A 21157-nucleotide genomic window follows, 5' to 3' on the forward strand; every position below is an offset into this window, starting at 1 on the left:
AACTTGAAACCCGTCACAGTTTTATACTAAGGTAAATATATATCGATTTATGTCGATATTTTTTGGCCTTATTCTTTTGGCTTCTTATAGCTTTCTTTCCCTTCTCAATTTTCTGTTATCTCCATGGCAACGAAAGCTATAAGACGCCCTCATTGACCACGTTATTGAGGACTGTATGACGAGCACCAGCAACAGCACCGAAAAACAGAAAAAACATTTCTGGAATAAAAAACAAAAAGAACTGACCGTCGATGATATTACCATCGTCGATAACGATATGCTGAAACGCGCCGTGGGCGCTGCAGCACTGGGTAATGCCATGGAATGGTTCGATTTTGGTGTCTTCAGCTATTTGGCGGTGACTATTGGTAAAGTGTTCTTTGCTGATGCCAGTGCCACTGCTCAGCTGATTGCGACCTTTGGTACTTTCGCGGCCGCCTTCCTGGTCCGCCCGCTGGGTGGGCTGGTATTTGGTCCGTTAGGTGACCGTTATGGTCGCCAGCGCATCCTGGCGATTACCATGATTATGATGGCTATCGGTACCTTCTGTATCGGGCTAATTCCTTCTTATAATAGCATTGGTATTATGGCACCTTTGCTGCTGCTGGCAGCCCGGTTGTTACAGGGCTTTTCGACCGGCGGAGAGTATGGCGGAGCGGCGACATTTATTGCCGAATACTCTACCGATAATCGTCGCGGATTTATGGGCAGCTTTCTGGAGTTTGGTACCCTGGGGGGTTATCTGCTGGGCGCCGGGTTGGTCACGCTGTTGACTTCGGTCATGCCGGCACAAACGATGCTGGACTGGGGCTGGAGAATCCCGTTCTTTATTGCCGCCCCCCTGGGTCTGTTTGGGTTATATGTCCGTCTGAAACTGGAAGAAACTCCGGCGTTCCAGCAACATATGGAAAAACAGGAAGCTCTGGAACACAGTAAACCCCGGCTGAATTTATGGCAGATGCTGAATAAATACCGTGCACAGATGCTGAAATGTATCGGCCTGGTCTTACTGTTCAATGTCTCCAACTATATGCTGACCTCATACATGCCAAGCTATCTGACCGGTATCCTCGGTCTGAGCGAACTGAGCAGCCTGTTGCTGGTAATGGTGGTAATGTTTGTGATGATGCCACTGACCCTGTTCTGGGGACACTGGACTGACCGTGTCGGACGTCGTCCCGTGATTGCGGGCGGTGCTATCGGTCTGCTGGTGCTGTCGATCCCCTGCCTGATGCTGATTGGCTCGGGAAGTATGTGGGGCGTGTTTGCCGGACTGATTATTCTGGGTGTGGTACATACCTGTTTCAGTGGAACCATGCCTGCCACGCTGCCAGCACTGTTTACCACAGACATCCGTTACAGCGCACTGGCGATTGGCTTTAATGTGTCGGTATCACTGTTTGGTGGGACCACTCCGTTACTGACCGCCTGGCTGGTAGATAAAACACATAATGTCATGGTGCCGGCCTATTATCTGATGGCTGCGGGTGTGATTGGCCTTATTACCGTATTTACCCTGCGTGAGACTGCACGTAAACCATTACGTGGTTCCACCCCTGCGGTAGCCACTAAAGCGGAAGCCATGCTGCTTATCAAAAAGCTGCAGCGCCGTAATAAGAAAAACGCAGAACCCCGGACACCTGCGCAATAATTCTCGCCAGGTTTCACACCGCTCAGTCCGGTGTGAAACCTGTTTACCACCCTTGCCCACCCTTTCCCTGTCAATACTCACCACCCTCCGGACTATTTTGAGTTAACCATGCCACCGTCAAAACAGGCTTCCGGCATCGCCGCTGCTAAGTTGCTTAAATTATCGTTCTCAGACCGAATCTCCGCCGCTTCAGAAGGGGGATCACTCCTTTCCGCAACCCGAATAAATCCTTGCCCCATAGCACAGTAAATCACGGTCATCTCTCCGGGCAGATGGTGCTCCGAAGAACTGGCCGACAGGAACAGAGACCGTAATTTTTTCAGTCTGAGCAGCCAGGGATGTTCCGAAGATTCTTTGTGCATTGTTGCTGCTGTTTTCATAAACACCTCACAAAGTCTGGAAGATAAAAACCCGGAAGTTGCCTCCGTGCCCGGATCTGGCTCTACGCTGCGGTTACCTTTCGGCTCCCGCCCGGTGTTCCTGCCAGTGGATATAAGAATTAATGCCACACCATGCCAGTGGCTTTGGAGGTAGCCGTTTAGGTGCAGCCTGATGCTGATATTTTCCCAGCAACTCTGAACGGGTACCGGTCGCCATTTCCGCCACCATCATGCCAGCCAGGGTACTTTTCACGGTCCCCAGACCATTTTCACAGCAGGCGGAGAACAGGTTATGGTCAACTTCACCGAATGCCGGAACACTGTTACGACTCAGGCACAGTCGCCCTGCCCAGCTAAATTCAAACGGTAACTGTTTGAGTTCAGGAAAGCGCACATCCATGGATAAGCGTTGTTCTGCGGCCACCGCCTGCAGACGCTTAGATGAAATAGTTTTACCAGGGTCATACGTAAAGCGCGTCCGGATAACTATCCGTGAATCCCCGTTCTGGCAGGTGAGTTTACGCAGAGTCGCTCCCATCGGATCAGCCGGCAGCAATGCCCAGCTCTCTGCACCACTGGAGGAGTGAAAACGGGAGTTATCCCGGTAAGCGCGGGTCATAGAAGCATAAGTGAAGATATGCATTAATCGTCCGCGGTAAAAACCAAAATCCTCAACATGGCCGTTGACACCCAGTATCACTTTTGGGGCTGAAACACTGCCATGCGGTGTTTTAGCACGCCAACAATTGCCCTGTTGTGTCAGCTCTGTAACCGGAGAATGTTCATATAGCGTAATATTATTCTGCAGCCCTGCCGCCAGATCACGAATGTACTGTGCCGGCTGAATAATGACCGCTCCCGGGGTATACAAGCCATCATGAAAGTAATCAGATCCTGTGATTTCCTTGATTTGCTGGCGGTCATACCGGGTAAACTTTTCGCCAATTTTGCTGAGCGATTCCGCGTAGTGCCGGTTATGTCGCAGACCATTTTCGGTGGCTGAGGCATTAATTTTTCCGCAAGGATTAAACGTGAGTGCGGACATGCCGTACTCTTCAGCGGCGCTCCTTGCAAAACTAATGGCATGACGATTAAGACGGATCTCCATTAGTGTTTCATCTGCACCACTACCGGCATACTCCCCGGTAGATAAGCTGTGTGGTACGTCTATCATAAATCCCGAGTTGCGCCCGGCCGGTCCGGTAGCGACTTCACAGGCATCCACCACCACAATCTTATCGCCAGGGCAAAGTTGCGACAGGCGACGTGCGGCAGAAAGCCCGGCAAAACCTGCACCAATAATCAGCCAGTCAGCGGTAATATTTTCCGTTAACGATACTTTGGGCTGATGGCGCTGTGAAATCGCCTCCCAGCCTGATCTGCCGGTATCTACCGGCAGTTGGCTAACCATTCTGGTTCGGCTCTTCATGACAGTAACCCGTCACCGGCAGAAACATCCATCCATACCGTTTTCAGTTCGGTGTACTGATCCAGGGCATGTACGGATTTATCCCGTCCACCAAACCCTGACTGCTTATAACCACCGAAAGGAGTTGTGGCATCACCTTCACCGAAGCAATTGACGGTCACGGTGCCGGCACGTATCGCGCGGGAAACAGCAACAGCACGCTGCAGATTATCCGTAAATACCGAGGCGGCCAGTCCGTAATGAGTGTTGTTGGCCAGAGCCACGGCTTCCGCGGCCGTTTTGAAGGTGGTGACACACAATACCGGACCGAAAATTTCTTCCTGAAATAACTGACTTTCCGCAGGCACATTATCGATAATCGTGGGCTGAACATAAATTCCCTGTTCTGTGTCTCCGCCGCAGAGAAAGGTCAGCCCTTCATCCCGCGCCTGTTTGAGATACGCACTCACCCTGGCAAAGTGTTCCGGACTTATCATCGTACCTAGCCGGTTTTTCGGATCCAATGGGTTGCCCATCGGCCATTCATCCAGTTTGGCAATCATTCGTGCCAGTAATGCCTCTTTTACAGATTCATGGACAATCAACCGGGAAGTTGCCGAACAGTTTTCGCCCATATTCCACAAGGCACCATTTAATATATGACCCGCGACACTCTCCAGATCACTCACATCATCAAACACCACGGCCGGATTTTTTCCGCCGCATTCGAGCACAATCCGCTTCAGGTTTGAATCGGCGGAATAACGTAGAAACCGTTTTCCGGTAGTGGTCGAGCCGGTAAAGCTCACCATATCGATATCCGGATGCAGACCAATGGGCTCACCAGCATCCTTACCCGTCCCGGTCACAATATTCAGCACCCCGGCAGGGAGTCCGGCTTCATGAGCTAGTTCCGCCACCCGTAAAGTCGTTAATGAGGTCTGCTCCGCAGGCTTGACGATAACGGAACAGCCTGCGGCGAGTGCCGGCGCCAGCTTCCAGCCGAGCATCAGTAACGGGAAATTCCACGGTAATACACAGCCGGCAACACCGACAGGTTCGCGTACAATCTGAGTCATTGCCGAAGGGCCTGACGGCGCAGTCTGGTCATAAAACTTATCGATAGCTTCGGCATACCAGCGGAAAATATGGATGGTTTCAGGAATATCCACCGCCATACATTCTGAAATAGGCTTTCCACTGTCCAGGCTTTCCAGTACCGCCAGCTCCCCACTGCTCTCTTCCATCAGTGAGGCCAGAGTCAGCAACACTGATTTTCGTTCTGCAGGTGATTTCAGTCGCCAGCTTCCCCGCTCAAACGCATCGCGGGCTGATACGACCGCGAGATCAACATCAGCGGCACCGCAGGCAGCAATGTGCGCCAGTACCTCACCGGTCGCCGGGTTTACGGTCGGCAGTGTCTCCCCGGAAACGGCATTAACAAACTGACCATTAATAAAGGCCTTATCCGGGAAAGAGACTGTTGAGGCTATCAGGGTATAATCTGAAACCGATGGCTGACTCATAGACCCTCCGCTACACGGGTGATTGCTGCAACATCACGTTTGACTGTGGCGATGATATCGCGGAGTTGCTGCTGCTGTTCCTCATCAAGAGGTAGCAGAGGTGAACGTGCCGGACCGACATTAAAGCCCGCCAGCTCACAACCATATTTGATTGACTGAACAAATTTGCCCTGGTCCAGGAAATTCATGAGTGGCATCAACGCTGACATGATTTTCCGGCCTTTATCAAAGTCTTTCTGTTTAACACAGGCCTCATAAAGGGCGATATGTTCATGCGGGATAAAGTTAGAGCCGGCACATACCCAGCTACGGGCACCCCAGGCGAAAAACTCCAGCGCCATATCATCCCAGCCGCAGGATAACGCGATATCAGGGAAGTGATTCGCCAGCAGATGCAGGTTGTTTACATCACCGGAGCTCTCTTTGATAGCCACAACATTCGATGACTGGCTGACCTGAGAAAAATAGAGCTGATCCATCGAGACACCCATACGCCCCGGATAGTTGTAAAGCATGATCGGCAGTCCGGCGGCCTTATCGACCGTCAATGCATGATGAGCATTTTCAAGTGAATCCGGTAACGCATAAGGAGGGGATGTCACCAAAATAGCATCGGCTTTAATTTCTCTGGCATGCTGTGCATATTCGACCGCATCCTCAGTTCGGGTGGCTCCTGTACCAATAATCAGCGCTGTCCGCTGGCCAATGATATCCCGCGCCGCTTGCGCAAGAAACCGACGTTCTTCTGCAGACTGCGAATAGTATTCACCGGTTGAACCACCAATGATAATGCCATGTACTCCGGCCTCTATTAATGATTCCAGCACTTCGGCAAATCTTTTCTTATCGATGCTGCCGTCTGCCGCATAAGTGGTAACTGCCGGCGTATAGATGCCTTCAAATTTAAACACAGACCCTCCGGGTATTATTGGCGGTATACTTCTGAAAAAATCGACAACCGGTATATTGTGGGACCTGACTCCTGTTAAGATAACAAATGATGCCGTTTTACATATCCTTCCGGCAGAACTCGCCACCCTAAAATACCTATATTGCCCATCAACAAAACTGGTGATGAATTTATTGTCATACGTCCTGTCTTAGTCGGGGAACACCGACAAACCGATCAGCTATGCAAACCATAAAAATTTAAAATCACCAGTACTTAATAGTCATTAATTTGTCATTATCACCTGACAACATGATAATTACACCGAAGATTATTAGGGGTCAATCGGCCGCCAGGAACGACTTACAATGAAAAGACAGCAAAGTATAATTTTTTGTCATTATCAGGATATAAAGTCATTATTTATCATTTAGTTAAGAATAGTATTTTTTATTCATATCTTTATCTTATTTGTGAATCTACTAACGAACCCCAACCTTTTCCGGGCTGAATAAATAGCGTACACGTCAAAAAAACACCATTTATTCTCTATATAAATTTTATGCTTTCAATGAAATTAATTACATCTTCCGGTAATAAAACCCTCCGTAAATAAATAAAAAATATATACATAGAATTTTCATATCACTGAAACTATTAAATCGTGATAACAATAATCAGGTGAATAAAAAAACATCGCCATTTGGCTCAGAAAAATCCCACGAATTATTCCAGAGAGACACTATCCTGAGTATTCTCTGTTATTTACCGAAAAACAAGATTGAGGAGTAACGAAAGCGTAACGTTTAAATTTAAACACTGCCGCACTATCGCACTGTGTTTCCCTTTTTCCATGACAGCAGAGGTCTGAAGTTATATGTCCAGCCACCTTTCAATAGAAGATGTTCCTCTTAACCGGTTTCATAAATTACTCACCATCCGTTCAGGCGGCGGATCATTTGTTGATGGCTATGTACTGAGTATAATCGGCATTGCGATGACTCAAATCTCACCGGCACTGAAACTCAGCTCCTTCTGGGAAGGAATGATTGCCGCGTCGGCTCTTATCGGGATTTTCTTTGGCGGGTTTCTGGGAGGTGCGCTCACCGACCGGTTGGGAAGGAAGAAGCTGTATTTCGTCGGACCTATCCTGTTTACCCTTTGTTCCGTTCTGCAATATTGGGTCAACAGTAGCGTGACATTGTTTGCCTTAAGATTTTTGATTGGTATGGCGGTTGGGATAGAGTATCCGGTGGCCACCTCTTTTCTGGTCGAGTTCTTACCCAAAAATTATCGTGGGCCGCGCCTGGCTGTACTGACTATTCTGTGGTTTGCGGGGGCGGCAGTGGCCTACATGGTGGGTGAAGTCATCCTGCATATGGCCGGTTCAGATGCATGGCGACTGATCCTCGCCAGTACCGCCGTATTCGGGGCGTTTCTGTTTATTATTCGCCTGGGTATGCCCGAATCCCCGCGCTGGCTGATTAGCAAGGGACGTAATGCCGAAGCTAAACAGATTATCCAACGTATTTATGGTCCGGAATTTGGGCTTAAAAATGTTCCTGAACAAGTCACAACCACCACGTTATCTTTCCGCAATTTGCTGCACTCCGGTTACGGTAAACGTATGGTGTTTGTCACGCTATTCTGGACCTGTTCCGTGATCCCTGTATTTGCGGTATATGCCTTCGCCCCCCGGGTGATGCAGGCGCTACACCTTGATGGTCGCTGGGCGTCTTATGGCTCGGTGATGATCACTTTGCTGTTTGTCGTGGGCTGTGTGATTGCCACCCGACTCATCAATGGGATAGGACGTCGTAAGCTGCTGTTGAACAGCTTTTTATGGTCGGGTCTGGCGCTGCTGCTACTCGGCTGGTTACATAACAGCAGTTCACTTATCATTCTGACCATGTTCGGTGCCTACGCATTATTTATCGGTGGTGCTCAGGTTTTGCAACTGGTCTACCCTAACGAGATTTTCCCCACTCAGATACGTGCCGCCGCAGTCGGTGTCGGTACCTCCATGTCACGGGTGGGTGCTGCGGTCGGGACCTGGCTGGTGCCTGTGTCGCTGCAAAATCTGGGGATTACTGACACAATGTATATTGCCTCGGCGATTACCTTTATCGGGTTGCTGGCCACCTGGTGGCTGGCACCGGAAACCCGGGCCATGAGCCTGAATGATGCCGCCGCCCTGCCGGAGGATCCCCGGTTATCTGAAATTAACGGGCTGAGAAACCAGACTTATCCCCGCTGACAACCTTGCGGATAATGCCAGCCATTATCCGCCATGATCCCTTCAGGGTTTGATCAAACGTTCAGCCTCCCGCCGGCGTTTCCGGAAAGATGCCGGCGTTTCTCCATACTGCTTCCGAAACCATAAAATCAGATGAGAAGCATCAGCAAATCCACAAATATCAGCGATGTTATCAATGCTTTTTGAAGATGATGCCATCATCTTTCTTGCATGCTCCAGCCGCATGTTTCGCCAACTGACAGTCACTGTATCACCGGTACTTCTGATAAAAGCCTGGTTTAGCTGGCGGGAATTGACCTGCAGGTGTTCGGTAATTTCCTGAACGGTAATAAAGGAATTAAGGTGTTGACGCATGTAGAGAATGGCCCGCTGTACCATTTCATCCTCATACACTTCCTGTTCCCTTTCCACCGGTAATTTTCTGCCGGAACTTTTAGTTGTGGCAGTTTCCTGAACCAGCAGATATTTCAGGACTTTTTGTGTCCGGGCTATGCCGCAATGACGCCGGATAAGATCGGCAGCAAGGTCGATAGAGGTTCCTCCCGGACTGGAGATGATACCGCCATCATTAATATAGGTCTGATCGATGACCGGAATGGACTGCGGGAAGCGCTGCCTGAATTCATCACGGGTAGTAAAATGGATAGCACAGCGTTTACCGTTAAGCAGCCCTGCATTGCCCGCAATAAATGAGCCACTGCACAGAGTGATCAGCGGGATTTTACGCTGATGCAAAGTCCGGACTTCGTCCAGCAGCCAGCCAGGGGGATCGCGGGTTTCTTCCAGCAATCCCCCCGCCAGCACCACGTAATCCCAGTCCTGAGAGAAATCCAGATCGATGGTGGGTGTGACCTTCATACCGCAACTGGCGACAACCGGTTGATTATCACAGGTCATCCATTCCCACTGGCAAAATATCTGCCGGCTTGAAAAAGACTCATCGGCGGCAAAACGTAGAGACTCCACCAGTCCGGAAACCGAGACCAGAGTGAAGTGGTTCATTAACAGAAAAGCAATTCGCAGATCAGGCCGCCCGGCCTGCCCTGCAGTATTTGGTGAATCCCCTGCTGGCGTTTCACTTTTATTCATCACAGTACCTCTGCAAGCAAGTAGCATTATGACAAGATTCGTGGCCTGCCTGATAGCCCGCAGGGAAAGCCAGCCAACGTAAAAAAAAGGGGAGCAATAAAGCCCCCCTTCAGGTTTAACTCACCCCGGGCGTGCGGGCTGTATCATATTGACTTAACGGGAAAAAACCACTGTTTTATGCTGATATAAAAACACTCTTTTTTCCACATGACAAGCGACGGCATTGGCCAGCGTCAGTCGCTCGATATCCCTGCCTTTGTCCACTAAATCTTCCGGGTAATCGGCATGGCTGACCACCTCAACTTTCTGGCTAATAATCGGTCCTTCATCGAGAAAGTCATTAATATAATGCGCTGTCGCGCCTACCAGTTTGACGCCTTTGGCATAAGCCTGATGGTAAGGCATCGCCCCCTTAAATCCCGGCAGCAATGAATGATGAATATTGATGGCCTTACCCGCCAGACGCTGACACATTTCTGCCGACAGCACCTGCATATAGCGGGCCAGAACCACCAGCTCAGCCCCGGTGTCACAGATAACCTGCCATACCTGGCTCTCCTGCTCCGCTTTAGTCTCCGCCGTCACCGGAAAATGGTAGTAAGGAATATCATGCCAGCGTACCAGCGGTTCCAAATCCGGATGATTGGATATCACCGCCCGAACATCCACCGGTAACTTCCCGGTACGCACGCGGTATAGCAGGTCATTCAGGCAGTGATCTGTCTTCGATACCATAATCACCACCGGCATCCGGTAGCCCGGCTCGGTCAGTTCAAAGGTCATATCAAAAGAGTGAGATTTTTCAGAAAAACAGCGGCTAAACTCCTGTGGATCAAAACCACTGTTCTGCGGCTGAAATTCAGTACGGATACAAAAACGCTGAGAAATTTTATCATCGAACGAATGCTGTTCAGTGATGTAGCACCCGTACTGCTTCAAAAATCCTGTCACAACATCGACAGTCCCGAGCTGGCTTGGGCACTGAGCGGTCATAATCCAGGCATCGCGATTAAGGCTCATGGTAGTCATCCTTTTAACGGGCCAGAACACCGGCCCGGGGCTGAGATCAGAAACAGTCTGCGGGTTAACGAGCCACACCAATGCCGTATTCTTCACCGGCATCCACTAACCAGCGATAGCTGTAATCCGCAAAACTACGACGAACCACCAGCTCCCAGCGGGTATCGGTGGCTCTTCTGAGCAGGGCCGTAGTGTTGGCAAACACAGTACTAATACCCTTACCCACCGGAAAGTTCTGCGGATGCACATCATAGTTCGACGATTTCATGAGTATGTCGCGTGCTGAAGGTCCTTCGAGAGTCAGTAATGTCTGTCCACCGCTGACGTTCACTATCGAATAAAAAGCATCCTCCAATAGCGTACGTAACCCGTTCTCAATGGCAAATTCCTCTCCTGGTGGCACTATAAGTAACCATTCATCCGGAGACAGCCACTGCAGGCTATAGCGCTCCTGACTGTCACGGGTCACCGTCAGTGGCTGACCCGGCAGGGAAAAACCCAGCACTTCCCGCACCGCTTTATCCAACACAACCGCTTCTCCGCGCAGCAGCAAATGGCCGAAAAACTCCTGCTCACGCAGTACCACACGGCTCTTATCTGTCACCGGTTTCACGGGTTGCCGGAATGTCCAGGCCAGTGGTGACTCAGACGGAACCGTGGCCGCAGGATGTGAGTTAAAGGTTCTCACAGAGGGAAAATCAGACATTCTGGCGCTCTCCTTTCGGGTCAACAAATATGGACTTCACAATTTCCGCAGGGTGCATACTGCCGTCTGAACCAGCCATATAGACGGTTTCCCCCAGACGTTGCGATCCCCCCATCACTACTGCCAGTGCAAAGCCACTGTCCAGCGTCGGGCTGTAATAGGCTGACGTGACATGACCGATCATTGGCGCCGGGATCGTATGTTTAGGATCACTGACAATTTGCGCCCCTTCCTGCGGGATCACCGCCGGATCTTTAGGTTTCAGCCCTACCAGTTGCTTACGATTACTTCGAACGGTATCTGGCCGCTGGTGTGACCGTTTACCAATCCATGAGAATGGCTTGTCATTCGCCACACACCATTGCATCCCCAGGTCCATCGGGGTCATTGAACCATCAGTATCCTGCCCCGCGATAATGAAGCCTTTTTCAGCACGCAGTACGTGCATGGTTTCAGTGCCATACGGCGTCAGGTTGTATTTTTCGCCATGCCGGAACAGTGTTTCCCACACATGTTTGGCATAGTTCGCCTGGACATTAATTTCAAAAGACAATTCACCGGTGAAGGAGATACGGAAGACTCTGGCGGGGACACCAGCCACCATACCTTCACGCCAGTCCATGAATTTAAATTCGTCGCGATTGAGATCGATATCACTGACCTCTGCCAGTAATTTCCTGGCTTCCGGACCGGAAACAGAGATCGTTGCCCAGTGATCGGTGACGGAATTGAACAAGACTTTCAGTTCCGGCCATTCAGTCTGATGCCATAACTCCAGCCATTCAAGGACCGTCGCCGCCCCGCCGGTACTGGTGGTCATCAGGAAATGGTTCTCGCCGAGGCAACTGGTGGTCCCGTCATCCATGACCATGCCGTCATCACGACACATCAGACCGTAACGCACACGTCCGGCCGGCAGTTTGGCCCATTTGTTGGTGTATACCCGTTCCAGAAACTCACGAACATCGGGTCCCTGCAGATCAATCTTCCCTAACGTGGACGCATCCAGAATACCCACACCTTCGCGAACCGCGCGGCATTCACGAATGACTGCCTGATGCATGGTTTCGGTCTGGCCGTTGATCTTTTTCGGGAAATAATGGGGGCGTTTCCACTGGCCCACATCTTCAAATACTGCACCATGTTCAACATGCCAGGCATGGAGAGCGGTATATCGTTCCGGCTGGAACAATTCACCGCAGTAACGTCCGCCTACCGCACCGAAGGCAACAGGGGTATAGTTAGGGCGGAATACGGTGGTACCGACCTCAGGAATGGTCCGGCCAAGGATGCGCGCAGCAATAGCCATTCCATTGATATTTCCGAGTTTTCCCTGATCGGTACCGAAACCCATCACGGTATAGCGCTTGATATGTTCTATTGATTCGAAACCTTCCCGAATCGCCAGTTCAATAGACCCGGCTGTCACATCATTCTGTAAATCAACAAACTGCTTCGGAGCACGTAGCGTAGGTTTAGAATGAGGCACCTGATACAGTGGCATGGATTCCCCTTCCAGTCCTTCGGAGGTCTGAGGAACGTCACTGTGAATCCGCTCTCCGCCGCTTTCAAGCGCCGCCTGTAACCCCATAAAAGCGCCATCCTGCAGCACCGCTCCCGTGGAATAAATCCCGTTGGCGCTACCGGTCGCCAGCATGCCTTTCACCACCGGAGGGACAAAGCCCTGGATATTATTCTGCCATTCGGGGCGACCGCCGGTGTGTGATGCCAGATGAATCACAGGGCTGTATCCGCCGGAACTGGCCACGGTATCGCAATTCAGCGTGGTAACTTTTCCGACCACCCGGAACAGCAGCGTATCAATTTCGGCTACCAGCGCCCGGCGAACCCGTTCGGTTCCCTGGACTTCAATAACCGCAGATGAGGTAATGACCTGCACTCCCCGGGCTCTGACCTGGCGAATAAGGTCGCCTTTGGGTGCCGGGCGTGAGTCAACCACCGCCACCACTTCGCGTCCAGACTCAATCCAATCCAGTGCTGCTCGATAGGCATAGTCATTGCTGGTGCTCAACACCAGTTTATTGCCAGGTGCTACCGCGTATTGGCGGATATAAGTCGACAATGCGCCAGCCACAAAATTGCCCGGAATATCATTACCTGCATATACCAGAGGACGTTCATGTGCACCGCTGGCCAGGACCACTCGTTTGGTTCTGACACGATGCAGACGCAGCCTGGCCTGACGTGGCGCCTGTGTCCTTGGGGCAGAGATCCCAAGATGATCGGTTCTGCGCTCCAGAAGTGTCAGGAAATTATGGTCGTGATAACCGGTGACCGTTGTGCGAGGGAGTAACTGCACGTTATCCATCGCTGACAATGTTTCCAGGGTCTTTTTCACCCAGATCAATGCCGCCTTATTATCAATCAGCTCGCGTGATGACAGCAGGCTGCCCCCCATTTCTTCCTGCTCATCTGCCAGGATAACCCGCACACCACTGCGTGCCGCAGCCAGAGCAGCCATTAGTCCTGCCGGGCCCGCACCGATCACTAAAACATCACAATGCTGATTGAAATGGTCGTAAATATCCGGATCTTCACCCAGCGGACTTTTACCCAGCCCGGCACCTTTACGGATATATTTCTCGTAGGTTTTCCACATCGAAGCGGGTTTCATAAAGGTTTTGTAATAAAACCCCGGGGGCATAAACCGACCTCCCACCTTACCCACAATACCCATCATATCGTGCTTTACATCCGGCCAGCCGTTAGTGCTGCGGGCTTGCAGGCCTTCGTATAACGCCTGCTGGGTTGCTCTGACATTCGGCACCTGCTCAGAGGCGTGCCCCCCCAGCTGCACCACCGCATTGGGTTCTTCGGCACCTGCCGCGACAATCCCACGCGGCCTCGAATACTTAAAGCTGCGGTTAACAATATCGACACCATTGGCTAACAGTGCTGAGGCCAGGGTATCGCCTTCATAGCCTTCCATTTCCGTACCATTAAAGGTAAAACGCAGCTTACGGGAGCGGTCAATACGGCCGCCACTTCCAAGACGGTTAATCTGTTTCATGCCCGTTCCCCTTCAGTGACCCGCAGACTTGACAACTCTTCGCGGCTTTTTTCTGAACGCAGGGCCACAACCTCAGCACCTGCAGTAACCTTCGGCTGCTCGCCGACACGATAGGTTTCAAGAATTTCGTAACTCACCGTATGACGGGTCATATTGAAAAATTTACGGCAGCCGGCTGAATGGACCCATAATTCCTGATAGAGACCGCGGGGATTCTCACGAAAGAACAGATAATCGCCCCACTGCTCATCGCTACAGGCTTCTGGTTCAGCCGGACGTATCAGATGTGCCGGTCCTTTGGCATGAAATTCTTCTTCTCCCCGGTGTTCACCACACCACGGACAATAGATATGCAACATGTTTCGCTCCTGTCAGTTAGTGTGCGACCGCGGCTGCGCCGTGTTCATCGATCAGTGCACCGGTGTTGAAACGATCAATTGAGAAGGGAGCTGCAATAGGGTGCATTTCCCGTTTTGCCAGGCTGGCGGCAAAGACATGCGCAGATCCCGGAGTAGCTTTGAATCCACCGGTGCCCCAGCCGCAATTAAAATACAGCCCGTTGACTTTGGTTTTAGAGATAATCGGGCAGGCATCCGGAGTCGTATCAACAATGCCGCCCCACTGCCGGTTCATACGGACCCGGGAAAAAGACGGGAACATTTCCACGATCGCCTGCAAGGTATGTTCAATGATCGGGTAGCTGCCGCGCTGACCGTAGCCGGTATAACCATCGATACCCGCACCAATCACCAGATCGCCTTTATCTGACTGGCTGACATAACCATGAACATGGTTAGACATCACCACAGTATTCACAACCGGTTTTAACGGCTCAGAGACCAGTGCCTGCAACGGATGTGATTCCAGAGGGAGTTTGATACCGGCCATTTTCGCCAGTACCCCGGAATTACCGGCAACAACACAACCGACCGTTTTTGCTTCAATATCACCACGGGTGGTATGAACACCATAAATCTGATTGTCGCGGATCATCAGTCCTGTCACTTCGGTCTGTTGCAGGATATCGACACCATGCGCATCGGCACCGCGTGCAAAACCCCAGGCAACAGCATCATGTCGTGCCACCCCACCACGGGGTTGCCAGGAAGCTCCCATAATCGGGAAGCGGGCACGGGCCGAACAATCCAGCAAAGGCTCCAGATCCTGAACCTGACGGGCATCCAGCACTTCTCCGTCAATCCCGTTTAACCGGTTGGCAATGACCCTGCGCTGAATGTCACGCATATCCTGCAGGGTATGTCCCAGGTTCAATACGCCGCGCTGGGAAAACATCACGTTATAGTTCAAATCCTGTGACAGCCCTTCCCACAATTTTACCGAGTGTTCAAATAAGGCCGCAGCTTCATCCCATAAGTAGTTAGAACGCACAATCGTGGTATTACGGGCGGTATTTCCCCCACCCAGCCACCCCTTCTCAATGACTGCAACATTGCGAATACCAAATTCTTTGGCCAGATAGTAAGCCGTGCCCAGACCATGTCCGCCACCGCCGATAATAATCACATCGTACTGTTTCTTCGGTTGTGGGTTACGCCACAACCGTTGCCAGTTTTCGTGGTAGTTCAACCCGTGTTTGACTAAACCAAAACCTGAATAACGTTCCATAGAGATCTCCTGGCGAAAGTTACGCGATCGTCTGATCAGACAGCACATCCTGAGAAGGCTGACCGTATACCGGATGGCGGGCACACAACTCAGCGACCATGCCGCGTACTCTGTTTTCGGTGGCACTACTGCCTTGTGGACCAGACATCGCGTCCAGAATGTCGCAGATCCATGCCGCCAGATTTTCACACTCCGGCAGAGTAAAGCCGCGGCTGGTAACTGCAGCGGTACCAATCCTTAATCCTGAGGTGACAAACGGGCTTTGCGGATCTCCGGGAACCGTATTTTTATTAACGGTGATATGGGCACGTCCCAGGGCGGCATCGGCATCCTTCCCTGTCAGGCCCTGACGAATTAAAGAGACTAAAAACAGATGGTTATCGGTTCCGTCAGATACAACATCATAACCACGGGCAATAAAAATATTGGCCATGGCACGGGCATTTTTAACCACCTGCTGCTGGTACTGCATAAACGACGGGCTCATGGCTTCAAGGAAGGCTGCCGCTTTCGCTGCAATGACATGCATCAGCGGACCACCCTGCTGACCTGGGAATACGGCACTGTTGAGTTTGCGGTAGAGATCTTCATCACCACAGGAAGATAAGATCAGGCCACCACGAGGTCCGCGCAGTGTTTTATGCGTTGTGCTGGTCACAACATGAGCATGGGGTAGCGGGCTGGGATAGCAGCCCGCGGCGACCAGTCCGGCAACGTGAGCCATATCAACCATTAACCAGGCACCCACACTGTCAGCAATTTCCCTGAAACGCTGCCAGTCAACCACGCGGGAGTAAGCCGAGAAACCGGCAACAATCAGTTTTGGCTGATGTTCCTGAGCCAGCCTTTCGACTTCCAGATAGTCAATTTCACCAGTGGCCGGGTCCAGACCGTATTGCACGGCATTGTAGTGTTTGCCCGACAAATTAGGTGCTGCTCCATGGGTCAGATGGCCGCCATGGGCAAGACTCATCCCCAGCAACGTATCGCCGGGAGAAAGCAGTGCCATAAATACCGCAGCATTCGCCTGTGCGCCAGAGTGAGGCTGTACATTGGCAAAATCGGCACCGAACAGCAGGCAGGCGCGTTCGATGGCTAAACGTTCAACCACATCGACATGTTCACAGCCACCGTAGTAACGTTTCCCCGGATAGCCTTCTGCATATTTATTGGTCAGCTGACTCCCCTGAGCTGCCATCACTTGTTTGCTGGCATAATTTTCAGAAGCGATTAATTCAATGTGGTTTTCCTGCCGAATCATTTCATCAACAATCGCGGCGTGCAGTTGTGGATCATTGGTCTGTAAATCAGTGCAATTCATAGTTCCACCCTCCCGGTGAATGACTGAGTTAAAATAGGTGATTACCAGCCCGGGGCATTCGTCATCCGTAACCACGGAAATACGACAAATACAGAGGTCATCGCAGAGAGGGAAAGGGAAAGAATTCTTAGCGGTTATCGCTGAATATCAGTCTGATCTTCCGAACTGCTCAGGCTTTATCTTCAGATTCAGAATATCAACAGCCTCTGACAATCGCTTGAACGTTTGCGACATCTTTACCAGATGTTAGCGACACAGACACCATGATTAGTGGGATGTATGGATAATTTCTTATTATGAATTTTTGTATATTCACGCTAAGAGATAAGAAAAAGTGATGACAGTTTCCAAAAAACAATCGTAAACCTGCGCCCGCGGGCAGCACAGTCATAAATAGTCACTGGAATTCCTATGCAGGCAAGCAGGATTCAGCGTTGAGGATCGGATACATCCCGCTGTATATGGAGGAAAAATGGATCGACACGCTCGATGCCAGGATGCTGTCCTTGCTTACGGACCGCCGATGGAGGATAACCAAACATGTCCCGAAAATGGCGGGAAAAATGGGCAGAGTCAGAGAAGCAGCAACGTTCACTGATTTCGGTGATAGTACGGGAGGTGTAATACAGCAGCCATAAACCGTAGCGTAACCGTAAATTACGGGCAAATTTTTGCGGACCAATACCCAGTTCATCGCTGAACTTTCTTTCGATATTTCGTCGGGACGTACCCAGCCGCGCAGCCAGTTCCTCCACAGAAATGGTTTCACCTAAATTCTGAGAAATCATATCTATTGCCCGACGCACCAGACGGTCATTGACCCGTTCAAACACCACCGGTTGTGGCTGAGGGTGTTCCGCCTGGCGTCGTTCATCAATCAGCATAATATGCAGGCTTTTCATCGCCCAGGCTTTACCCAGGTGACGTTCCACCAGCCAGGCAGCCACATCTGCCGCGGCGACGCCGCCGGCACAGGTAATAATATTATTTTCCTCAATAAACAGCCGGTCAGAGACCGGTGATATTGAAGGAAAGCGGCGGAGTAAGTCGCCATGATGATACCAGCTGACACAACAGCGTTTACCGGTGAGTACCCCGGCATGCAGTAACGCAAAGACGCCGGTGCACAGACCAATCAGGGGCACCTGCTGTTTAGCGGCCAGGCGCAGATACTCAATAGCCCGTGGGTCAAACTTGTCTTTATCATCCAACACCCCGCCAATCACCACGATATAATCAAAGTCAGTAGGTTTGCGGAACGGTTCGCAAGGGCTGACCGAGGCTCCGCAACTGGCGGTCGCCGCTTCACCGGTGCTGGTCATAAATGTCCAGTGGCAGCGTAACTGGCGGCTGCGGTCACCGTCATCCGCCGCCAGACGCAGGCAGTCAACGAACGCGGCAAACGGCAGCAATGTAAAACGTTGCAATAACACAAAACCCACCACGATGGGGGGATCTTCAGTGACCGGTGCTAAGGTGGTGTGTAATGGCATGCTATTATTCATCGGTATCCGTTCTGACAATAAGGCTGTCTGCGAACCGAGAATATCATCAGTTTCCGACTCAGGTAACATCACATTTTTACCTGACTCAGCACTCAACATAGTTAACAGCCAGTCCCCCACGGGAAGTTTCTTTATATTTTTCATGCATATCTTTCCCGGTATCCCGCATGGTGCGGATAGCAGAATCCAGAGAAATAATATGTGAGCCATCACCACTGAGTGCCATTTGTGCGGCATTAATCGCTTTCACCGCAGCAATGGCATTGCGTTCAATACAGGGGATTTGTACCAGACCGCCGACCGGGTCACAGGTCAGCCCCAGATTGTGTTCCAGCCCTATTTCTGCCGCATTTTCCACCTGAGCGGGTGTTCCTCCCAGGACTTCAGCCAGCCCGGCTGCCGCCATGGCGCATGCCGAACCCACCTCCCCCTGGCAGCCCACTTCGGCACCGGATATAGAGGCATTTTTTTTACACAAAACACCCACAGCAGCAGCGGCCAGGAAAAAACGTACCACATCCCCCGGCGCCGGCGCTCCGGCAAACTGCATGTAGTAATGGAGGACTGCCGGAATAATCCCTGCAGCGCCATTGGTCGGTGCAGTCACCATCCGCCCGCCCGCGGCATTCTCTTCATTGACCGCCAGTGCAAACAGATTCACCCACTGCATTGCGGACAGGGTGGAAGTAATGACATTTGGCTGGCTGGCCGCAATCAATGACTGATGAAGGGAATGTGCCCGCCGGCGGACCTTCAGCCCTCCGGGTAATATCCCTGATGACGACAGCCCGCGCCGGACGCAGGACTGCATCTCCTCCCAGAGCAGCATAATCCCCCGCTCTGTTTCTTCTGTACTGCGCCAGGCTTTTTCGTTTTCCATCATCAGTTGTGATACCGACAACCCTTCACGGCGGCACAGTGCCAACAGTTCAGCGGCAGAAGAGAAATCATAAGGCAGCGACGTCTGTTCGCTGTCGGCCTCCCCCTGCAAAGCCTGCTGTTCATCCACCACAAAACCGCCACCCACCGAATAATAGGTCGTCTGAACACTCTCACCATTATTGAAAAAAGCCATTAATGTCATAGCATTAGGGTGATAAGGTAAAAACTCATCCCGCAGTTGCATATCCTGAGCCCAGTCAAAACGGATGGGATGACACCCTGCCAGCAACAAGGTACCGGTTTCCAGTAATTGCTGAATTTCCTGCTGAGCTTCCAGAGGATCGACCTCGTCTGGCCATTTTCCGGTTAACCCGGTTATAGTGGCGCGATCACTGCCATGACCTACGCCGGTTGCCGATAACGATCCCCAGAGACGGACAACCACCCGGCAGGTATCGTACAGCTGGCCGTTTTCCTGAAGTTGCTTCACAAATAACGCCGCCGCTCTCATGGGGCCGACAGTATGTGAACTGGAAGGACCAATACCGACTTTAAATAAGTCGAAGACGCTAATAGCCATAACAATATCCTTGGGGACGGTTTTCCTGAATTGCGCTAGCCTGGGCTAATTGAACGCCGTCAACAATCGATATTTCCTAAAACAATGATTAGCAGGACTGACAGATGAAAAAAATTGTAAACGCACAGATGCATGCTCACTTACAGGTTTTTGCCTGTGCAGCCCGACATATGTCGTTTACCCGCTGCGCGGAAGAACTGAATGTGACGCCGGGCGCTATCAGTCAGCAAATAAAGCAACTGGAAGATAAACTGGGATTTTTGTTATTTCACCGGGCCGGCAGAGGTCTGGAACTTACCGCTCCGGGCCAGCGGCTGGCGGTTGTCGCGAATGAAATGCACAGCAGGGTCATTGAAGAGTTAAGGTTACTCAATTCTGCCGGGATTAGCGGTGAATTCCGGCTACGGTGTATTCCGTCATTTCTGAATAAATGGCTGATGCCACGTTTACCCGCGCTGGTGCATGATTTTCCTAACATTGAATTAAGGATTACCGCTGAAGACAGCAGTGATTCATTACACGGTAATGACTTTGATTTAGCCATCGATTTGAATGACGGCAGTTACCCCGGGCTGATAACCACCCCGTTATTTGAAGAAGAGATTTTTCCGGTATGCTCACCTTCTTTACTGATTAACCGGCCGCCACTGACAGAGGTCAGCCAGCTGAAACATTATCCGTTATTACATGATGTCACTGCCTGGCGTGGCAGCCATGAGTATGCCGAATGGGCATTTTATTTACAGGCCGTCGGGGCAGAAGATATTGATGTTCGCCGTGGTCATAAATTTAACCGCAATCATCTGACTATCGATGCGGCTAAGCGGGGGATCGGCGTGGCTATTGCCCGGAAAAACCTGATCAACGAAGATCTGGAGGAAGGTTCACTGATCATTCCGTTTGGTACGCCGGTCAACGTGAAAAAGCGATACGTGGTGGCTTACAGCGAAGGGACGCTAAACGAACCGGCAAAACGGGCTATTTATGACTGGTTGCTGGAACAGGCAAGAATGTCCGACAGGAAAATCTCTCTGTAACCTGAAAGGTATTGTCCGACAGTGACCTGCTTCTACGGCAGATCACCGGAATAACCAGACTGTCGGACAGTGCTGAGCCATCATTTTATCCTGAAATTTTGAGAGTGCCTGGTGGATCTGTCTGTCATCACAGGGGCTTCAAAGCTGCCGCAGCAGACTACAGCGATTAACCTGCTGGCAGTGTTCTGATAATTAAGCAGATTTAATCTTTAATCCCCGCGAGTTCATCCGTTTTTCTTTTTATGGCTT

16 protein-coding genes are annotated in these 21157 nt (G+C 51.1%); 3 read left to right on the plus strand and 13 right to left on the minus strand.

Features of this window, described 5'->3' with window-relative positions:
• The first annotated feature begins 175 nt into the window (after positions 1–175).
• Positions 176–1651, plus strand: a complete 1476-nt coding sequence (gene proP, locus B3Z23_RS02720) for a glycine betaine/L-proline transporter ProP (protein ID WP_294901268.1) — start codon at positions 176–178, stop codon at positions 1649–1651.
• A 92-nt stretch (positions 1652–1743) separates the two neighbouring features.
• On the opposite strand, the gene B3Z23_RS02725 is transcribed toward proP, so the two are convergent.
• From B3Z23_RS02725 to B3Z23_RS02740, 4 genes are all read right to left on the minus strand, one after another.
• Complete coding sequence (locus B3Z23_RS02725; protein ID WP_294901272.1) at positions 1744–2031, minus strand: hypothetical protein; 288 nt, start codon at positions 2029–2031, stop codon at positions 1744–1746.
• 73 nt (positions 2032–2104) lie between these two features.
• The gene (locus B3Z23_RS02730) at positions 2105–3460 is read right to left on the minus strand and encodes an NAD(P)/FAD-dependent oxidoreductase (protein ID WP_294901275.1); all 1356 of its coding nucleotides are present in this window, start codon (positions 3458–3460) and stop codon (positions 2105–2107) included.
• Complete coding sequence (locus B3Z23_RS02735; protein WP_294901278.1) at positions 3457–4965, minus strand: aldehyde dehydrogenase; 1509 nt, start codon at positions 4963–4965, stop codon at positions 3457–3459. The genes B3Z23_RS02730 and B3Z23_RS02735 overlap by 4 nt, the downstream gene beginning before the upstream one ends.
• Positions 4962–5876 (minus strand): dihydrodipicolinate synthase family protein, encoded by a 915-nt coding sequence (locus B3Z23_RS02740; protein WP_294901281.1) that lies wholly within the window; start codon positions 5874–5876, stop codon positions 4962–4964. Before B3Z23_RS02740 ends, B3Z23_RS02735 begins: the two co-directional genes overlap by 4 nt.
• A gap of 855 nt (positions 5877–6731) precedes the next feature.
• Between B3Z23_RS02740 and B3Z23_RS02745 the strand changes: the two genes are divergently transcribed.
• Complete coding sequence (locus B3Z23_RS02745; protein WP_294901284.1) at positions 6732–8111, plus strand: MFS transporter; 1380 nt, start codon at positions 6732–6734, stop codon at positions 8109–8111.
• 42 nt (positions 8112–8153) lie between these two features.
• On the opposite strand, the gene B3Z23_RS02750 is transcribed toward B3Z23_RS02745, so the two are convergent.
• The 9 genes from B3Z23_RS02750 to B3Z23_RS02790 all read right to left on the minus strand — a co-directional run bounded on the left by B3Z23_RS02750 (position 8154) and on the right by B3Z23_RS02790 (position 19871).
• Positions 8154–9200 (minus strand): GlxA family transcriptional regulator, encoded by a 1047-nt coding sequence (locus tag B3Z23_RS02750; RefSeq protein ID WP_294901287.1) that lies wholly within the window; start codon positions 9198–9200, stop codon positions 8154–8156.
• Positions 9201–9353: 153 nt separating this feature from the next.
• On the minus strand, positions 9354–10220 hold the full coding sequence (gene purU, locus B3Z23_RS02755; RefSeq protein WP_294901290.1) for a formyltetrahydrofolate deformylase: 867 nt from the start codon (positions 10218–10220) through the stop codon (positions 9354–9356).
• Positions 10221–10284: 64 nt separating this feature from the next.
• Complete coding sequence (locus tag B3Z23_RS02760) at positions 10285–10926, minus strand: sarcosine oxidase subunit gamma (RefSeq protein ID WP_294901294.1); 642 nt, start codon at positions 10924–10926, stop codon at positions 10285–10287.
• The gene (locus B3Z23_RS02765) at positions 10919–13957 is read right to left on the minus strand and encodes a sarcosine oxidase subunit alpha family protein (RefSeq protein WP_294901297.1); all 3039 of its coding nucleotides are present in this window, start codon (positions 13955–13957) and stop codon (positions 10919–10921) included. The genes B3Z23_RS02760 and B3Z23_RS02765 overlap by 8 nt, the downstream gene beginning before the upstream one ends.
• Positions 13954–14316: a sarcosine oxidase subunit delta gene (locus tag B3Z23_RS02770; protein WP_294901300.1), complete on the minus strand. Its 363-nt coding sequence runs from the start codon at positions 14314–14316 to the stop codon at positions 13954–13956. Before B3Z23_RS02770 ends, B3Z23_RS02765 begins: the two co-directional genes overlap by 4 nt.
• Before the next feature lie 16 nt (positions 14317–14332).
• Positions 14333–15583 carry a sarcosine oxidase subunit beta family protein gene (locus tag B3Z23_RS02775; RefSeq protein ID WP_294901303.1) on the minus strand — a complete coding sequence of 417 codons (1251 nt, stop codon included), beginning with the start codon at positions 15581–15583 and terminating at the stop codon, positions 14333–14335.
• 19 nt (positions 15584–15602) lie between these two features.
• A complete protein-coding gene (glyA, locus tag B3Z23_RS02780) occupies positions 15603–16904 on the minus strand; it encodes a serine hydroxymethyltransferase (RefSeq protein WP_294901306.1) in 1302 nt (433 codons plus the stop codon).
• A gap of 428 nt (positions 16905–17332) precedes the next feature.
• Positions 17333–18553 (minus strand): GlxA family transcriptional regulator, encoded by a 1221-nt coding sequence (locus tag B3Z23_RS02785; protein ID WP_294901308.1) that lies wholly within the window; start codon positions 18551–18553, stop codon positions 17333–17335.
• Complete coding sequence (locus B3Z23_RS02790; protein WP_294901311.1) at positions 18495–19871, minus strand: L-serine ammonia-lyase; 1377 nt, start codon at positions 19869–19871, stop codon at positions 18495–18497. Before B3Z23_RS02790 ends, B3Z23_RS02785 begins: the two co-directional genes overlap by 59 nt.
• Before the next feature lie 104 nt (positions 19872–19975).
• Here B3Z23_RS02790 and B3Z23_RS02795 point away from each other — a divergent pair, with 104 nt between their 5' ends.
• Positions 19976–20908 carry a LysR substrate-binding domain-containing protein gene (locus tag B3Z23_RS02795; RefSeq protein ID WP_294901312.1) on the plus strand — a complete coding sequence of 311 codons (933 nt, stop codon included), beginning with the start codon at positions 19976–19978 and terminating at the stop codon, positions 20906–20908.
• Positions 20909–21157 lie beyond the last annotated feature (249 nt).

The organism is Tatumella sp. UBA2305 (assembly GCF_002345795.1).
Taxonomy (GTDB): Bacteria; Pseudomonadota; Gammaproteobacteria; order Enterobacterales; family Enterobacteriaceae; genus Tatumella; species Tatumella morbirosei.

Coding starts and splice junctions, on each gene's coding strand:
- B3Z23_RS02760 (WP_294901294.1), bottom strand. CDS start 10,926: ATGTCTGATTTTCCCTCTGTGAGAACCTTTAACTCACATCCTGCGGCC.
- glyA (WP_294901306.1), bottom strand. CDS start 16,904: ATGAATTGCACTGATTTACAGACCAATGATCCACAACTGCACGCCGCG.
- B3Z23_RS02750 (WP_294901287.1), bottom strand. CDS start 9,200: ATGAATAAAAGTGAAACGCCAGCAGGGGATTCACCAAATACTGCAGGG.
- B3Z23_RS02790 (WP_294901311.1), bottom strand. CDS start 19,871: ATGGCTATTAGCGTCTTCGACTTATTTAAAGTCGGTATTGGTCCTTCC.
- B3Z23_RS02745 (WP_294901284.1), top strand. CDS start 6,732: ATGTCCAGCCACCTTTCAATAGAAGATGTTCCTCTTAACCGGTTTCAT.
- B3Z23_RS02785 (WP_294901308.1), bottom strand. CDS start 18,553: ATGAAAAATATAAAGAAACTTCCCGTGGGGGACTGGCTGTTAACTATG.
- purU (WP_294901290.1), bottom strand. CDS start 10,220: ATGAGCCTTAATCGCGATGCCTGGATTATGACCGCTCAGTGCCCAAGC.
- B3Z23_RS02795 (WP_294901312.1), top strand. CDS start 19,976: ATGAAAAAAATTGTAAACGCACAGATGCATGCTCACTTACAGGTTTTT.
- B3Z23_RS02765 (WP_294901297.1), bottom strand. CDS start 13,957: ATGAAACAGATTAACCGTCTTGGAAGTGGCGGCCGTATTGACCGCTCC.
- B3Z23_RS02775 (WP_294901303.1), bottom strand. CDS start 15,583: ATGGAACGTTATTCAGGTTTTGGTTTAGTCAAACACGGGTTGAACTAC.
- proP (WP_294901268.1), top strand. CDS start 176: ATGACGAGCACCAGCAACAGCACCGAAAAACAGAAAAAACATTTCTGG.
- B3Z23_RS02735 (WP_294901278.1), bottom strand. CDS start 4,965: ATGAGTCAGCCATCGGTTTCAGATTATACCCTGATAGCCTCAACAGTC.
- B3Z23_RS02770 (WP_294901300.1), bottom strand. CDS start 14,316: ATGTTGCATATCTATTGTCCGTGGTGTGGTGAACACCGGGGAGAAGAA.
- B3Z23_RS02730 (WP_294901275.1), bottom strand. CDS start 3,460: ATGAAGAGCCGAACCAGAATGGTTAGCCAACTGCCGGTAGATACCGGC.
- B3Z23_RS02725 (WP_294901272.1), bottom strand. CDS start 2,031: ATGAAAACAGCAGCAACAATGCACAAAGAATCTTCGGAACATCCCTGG.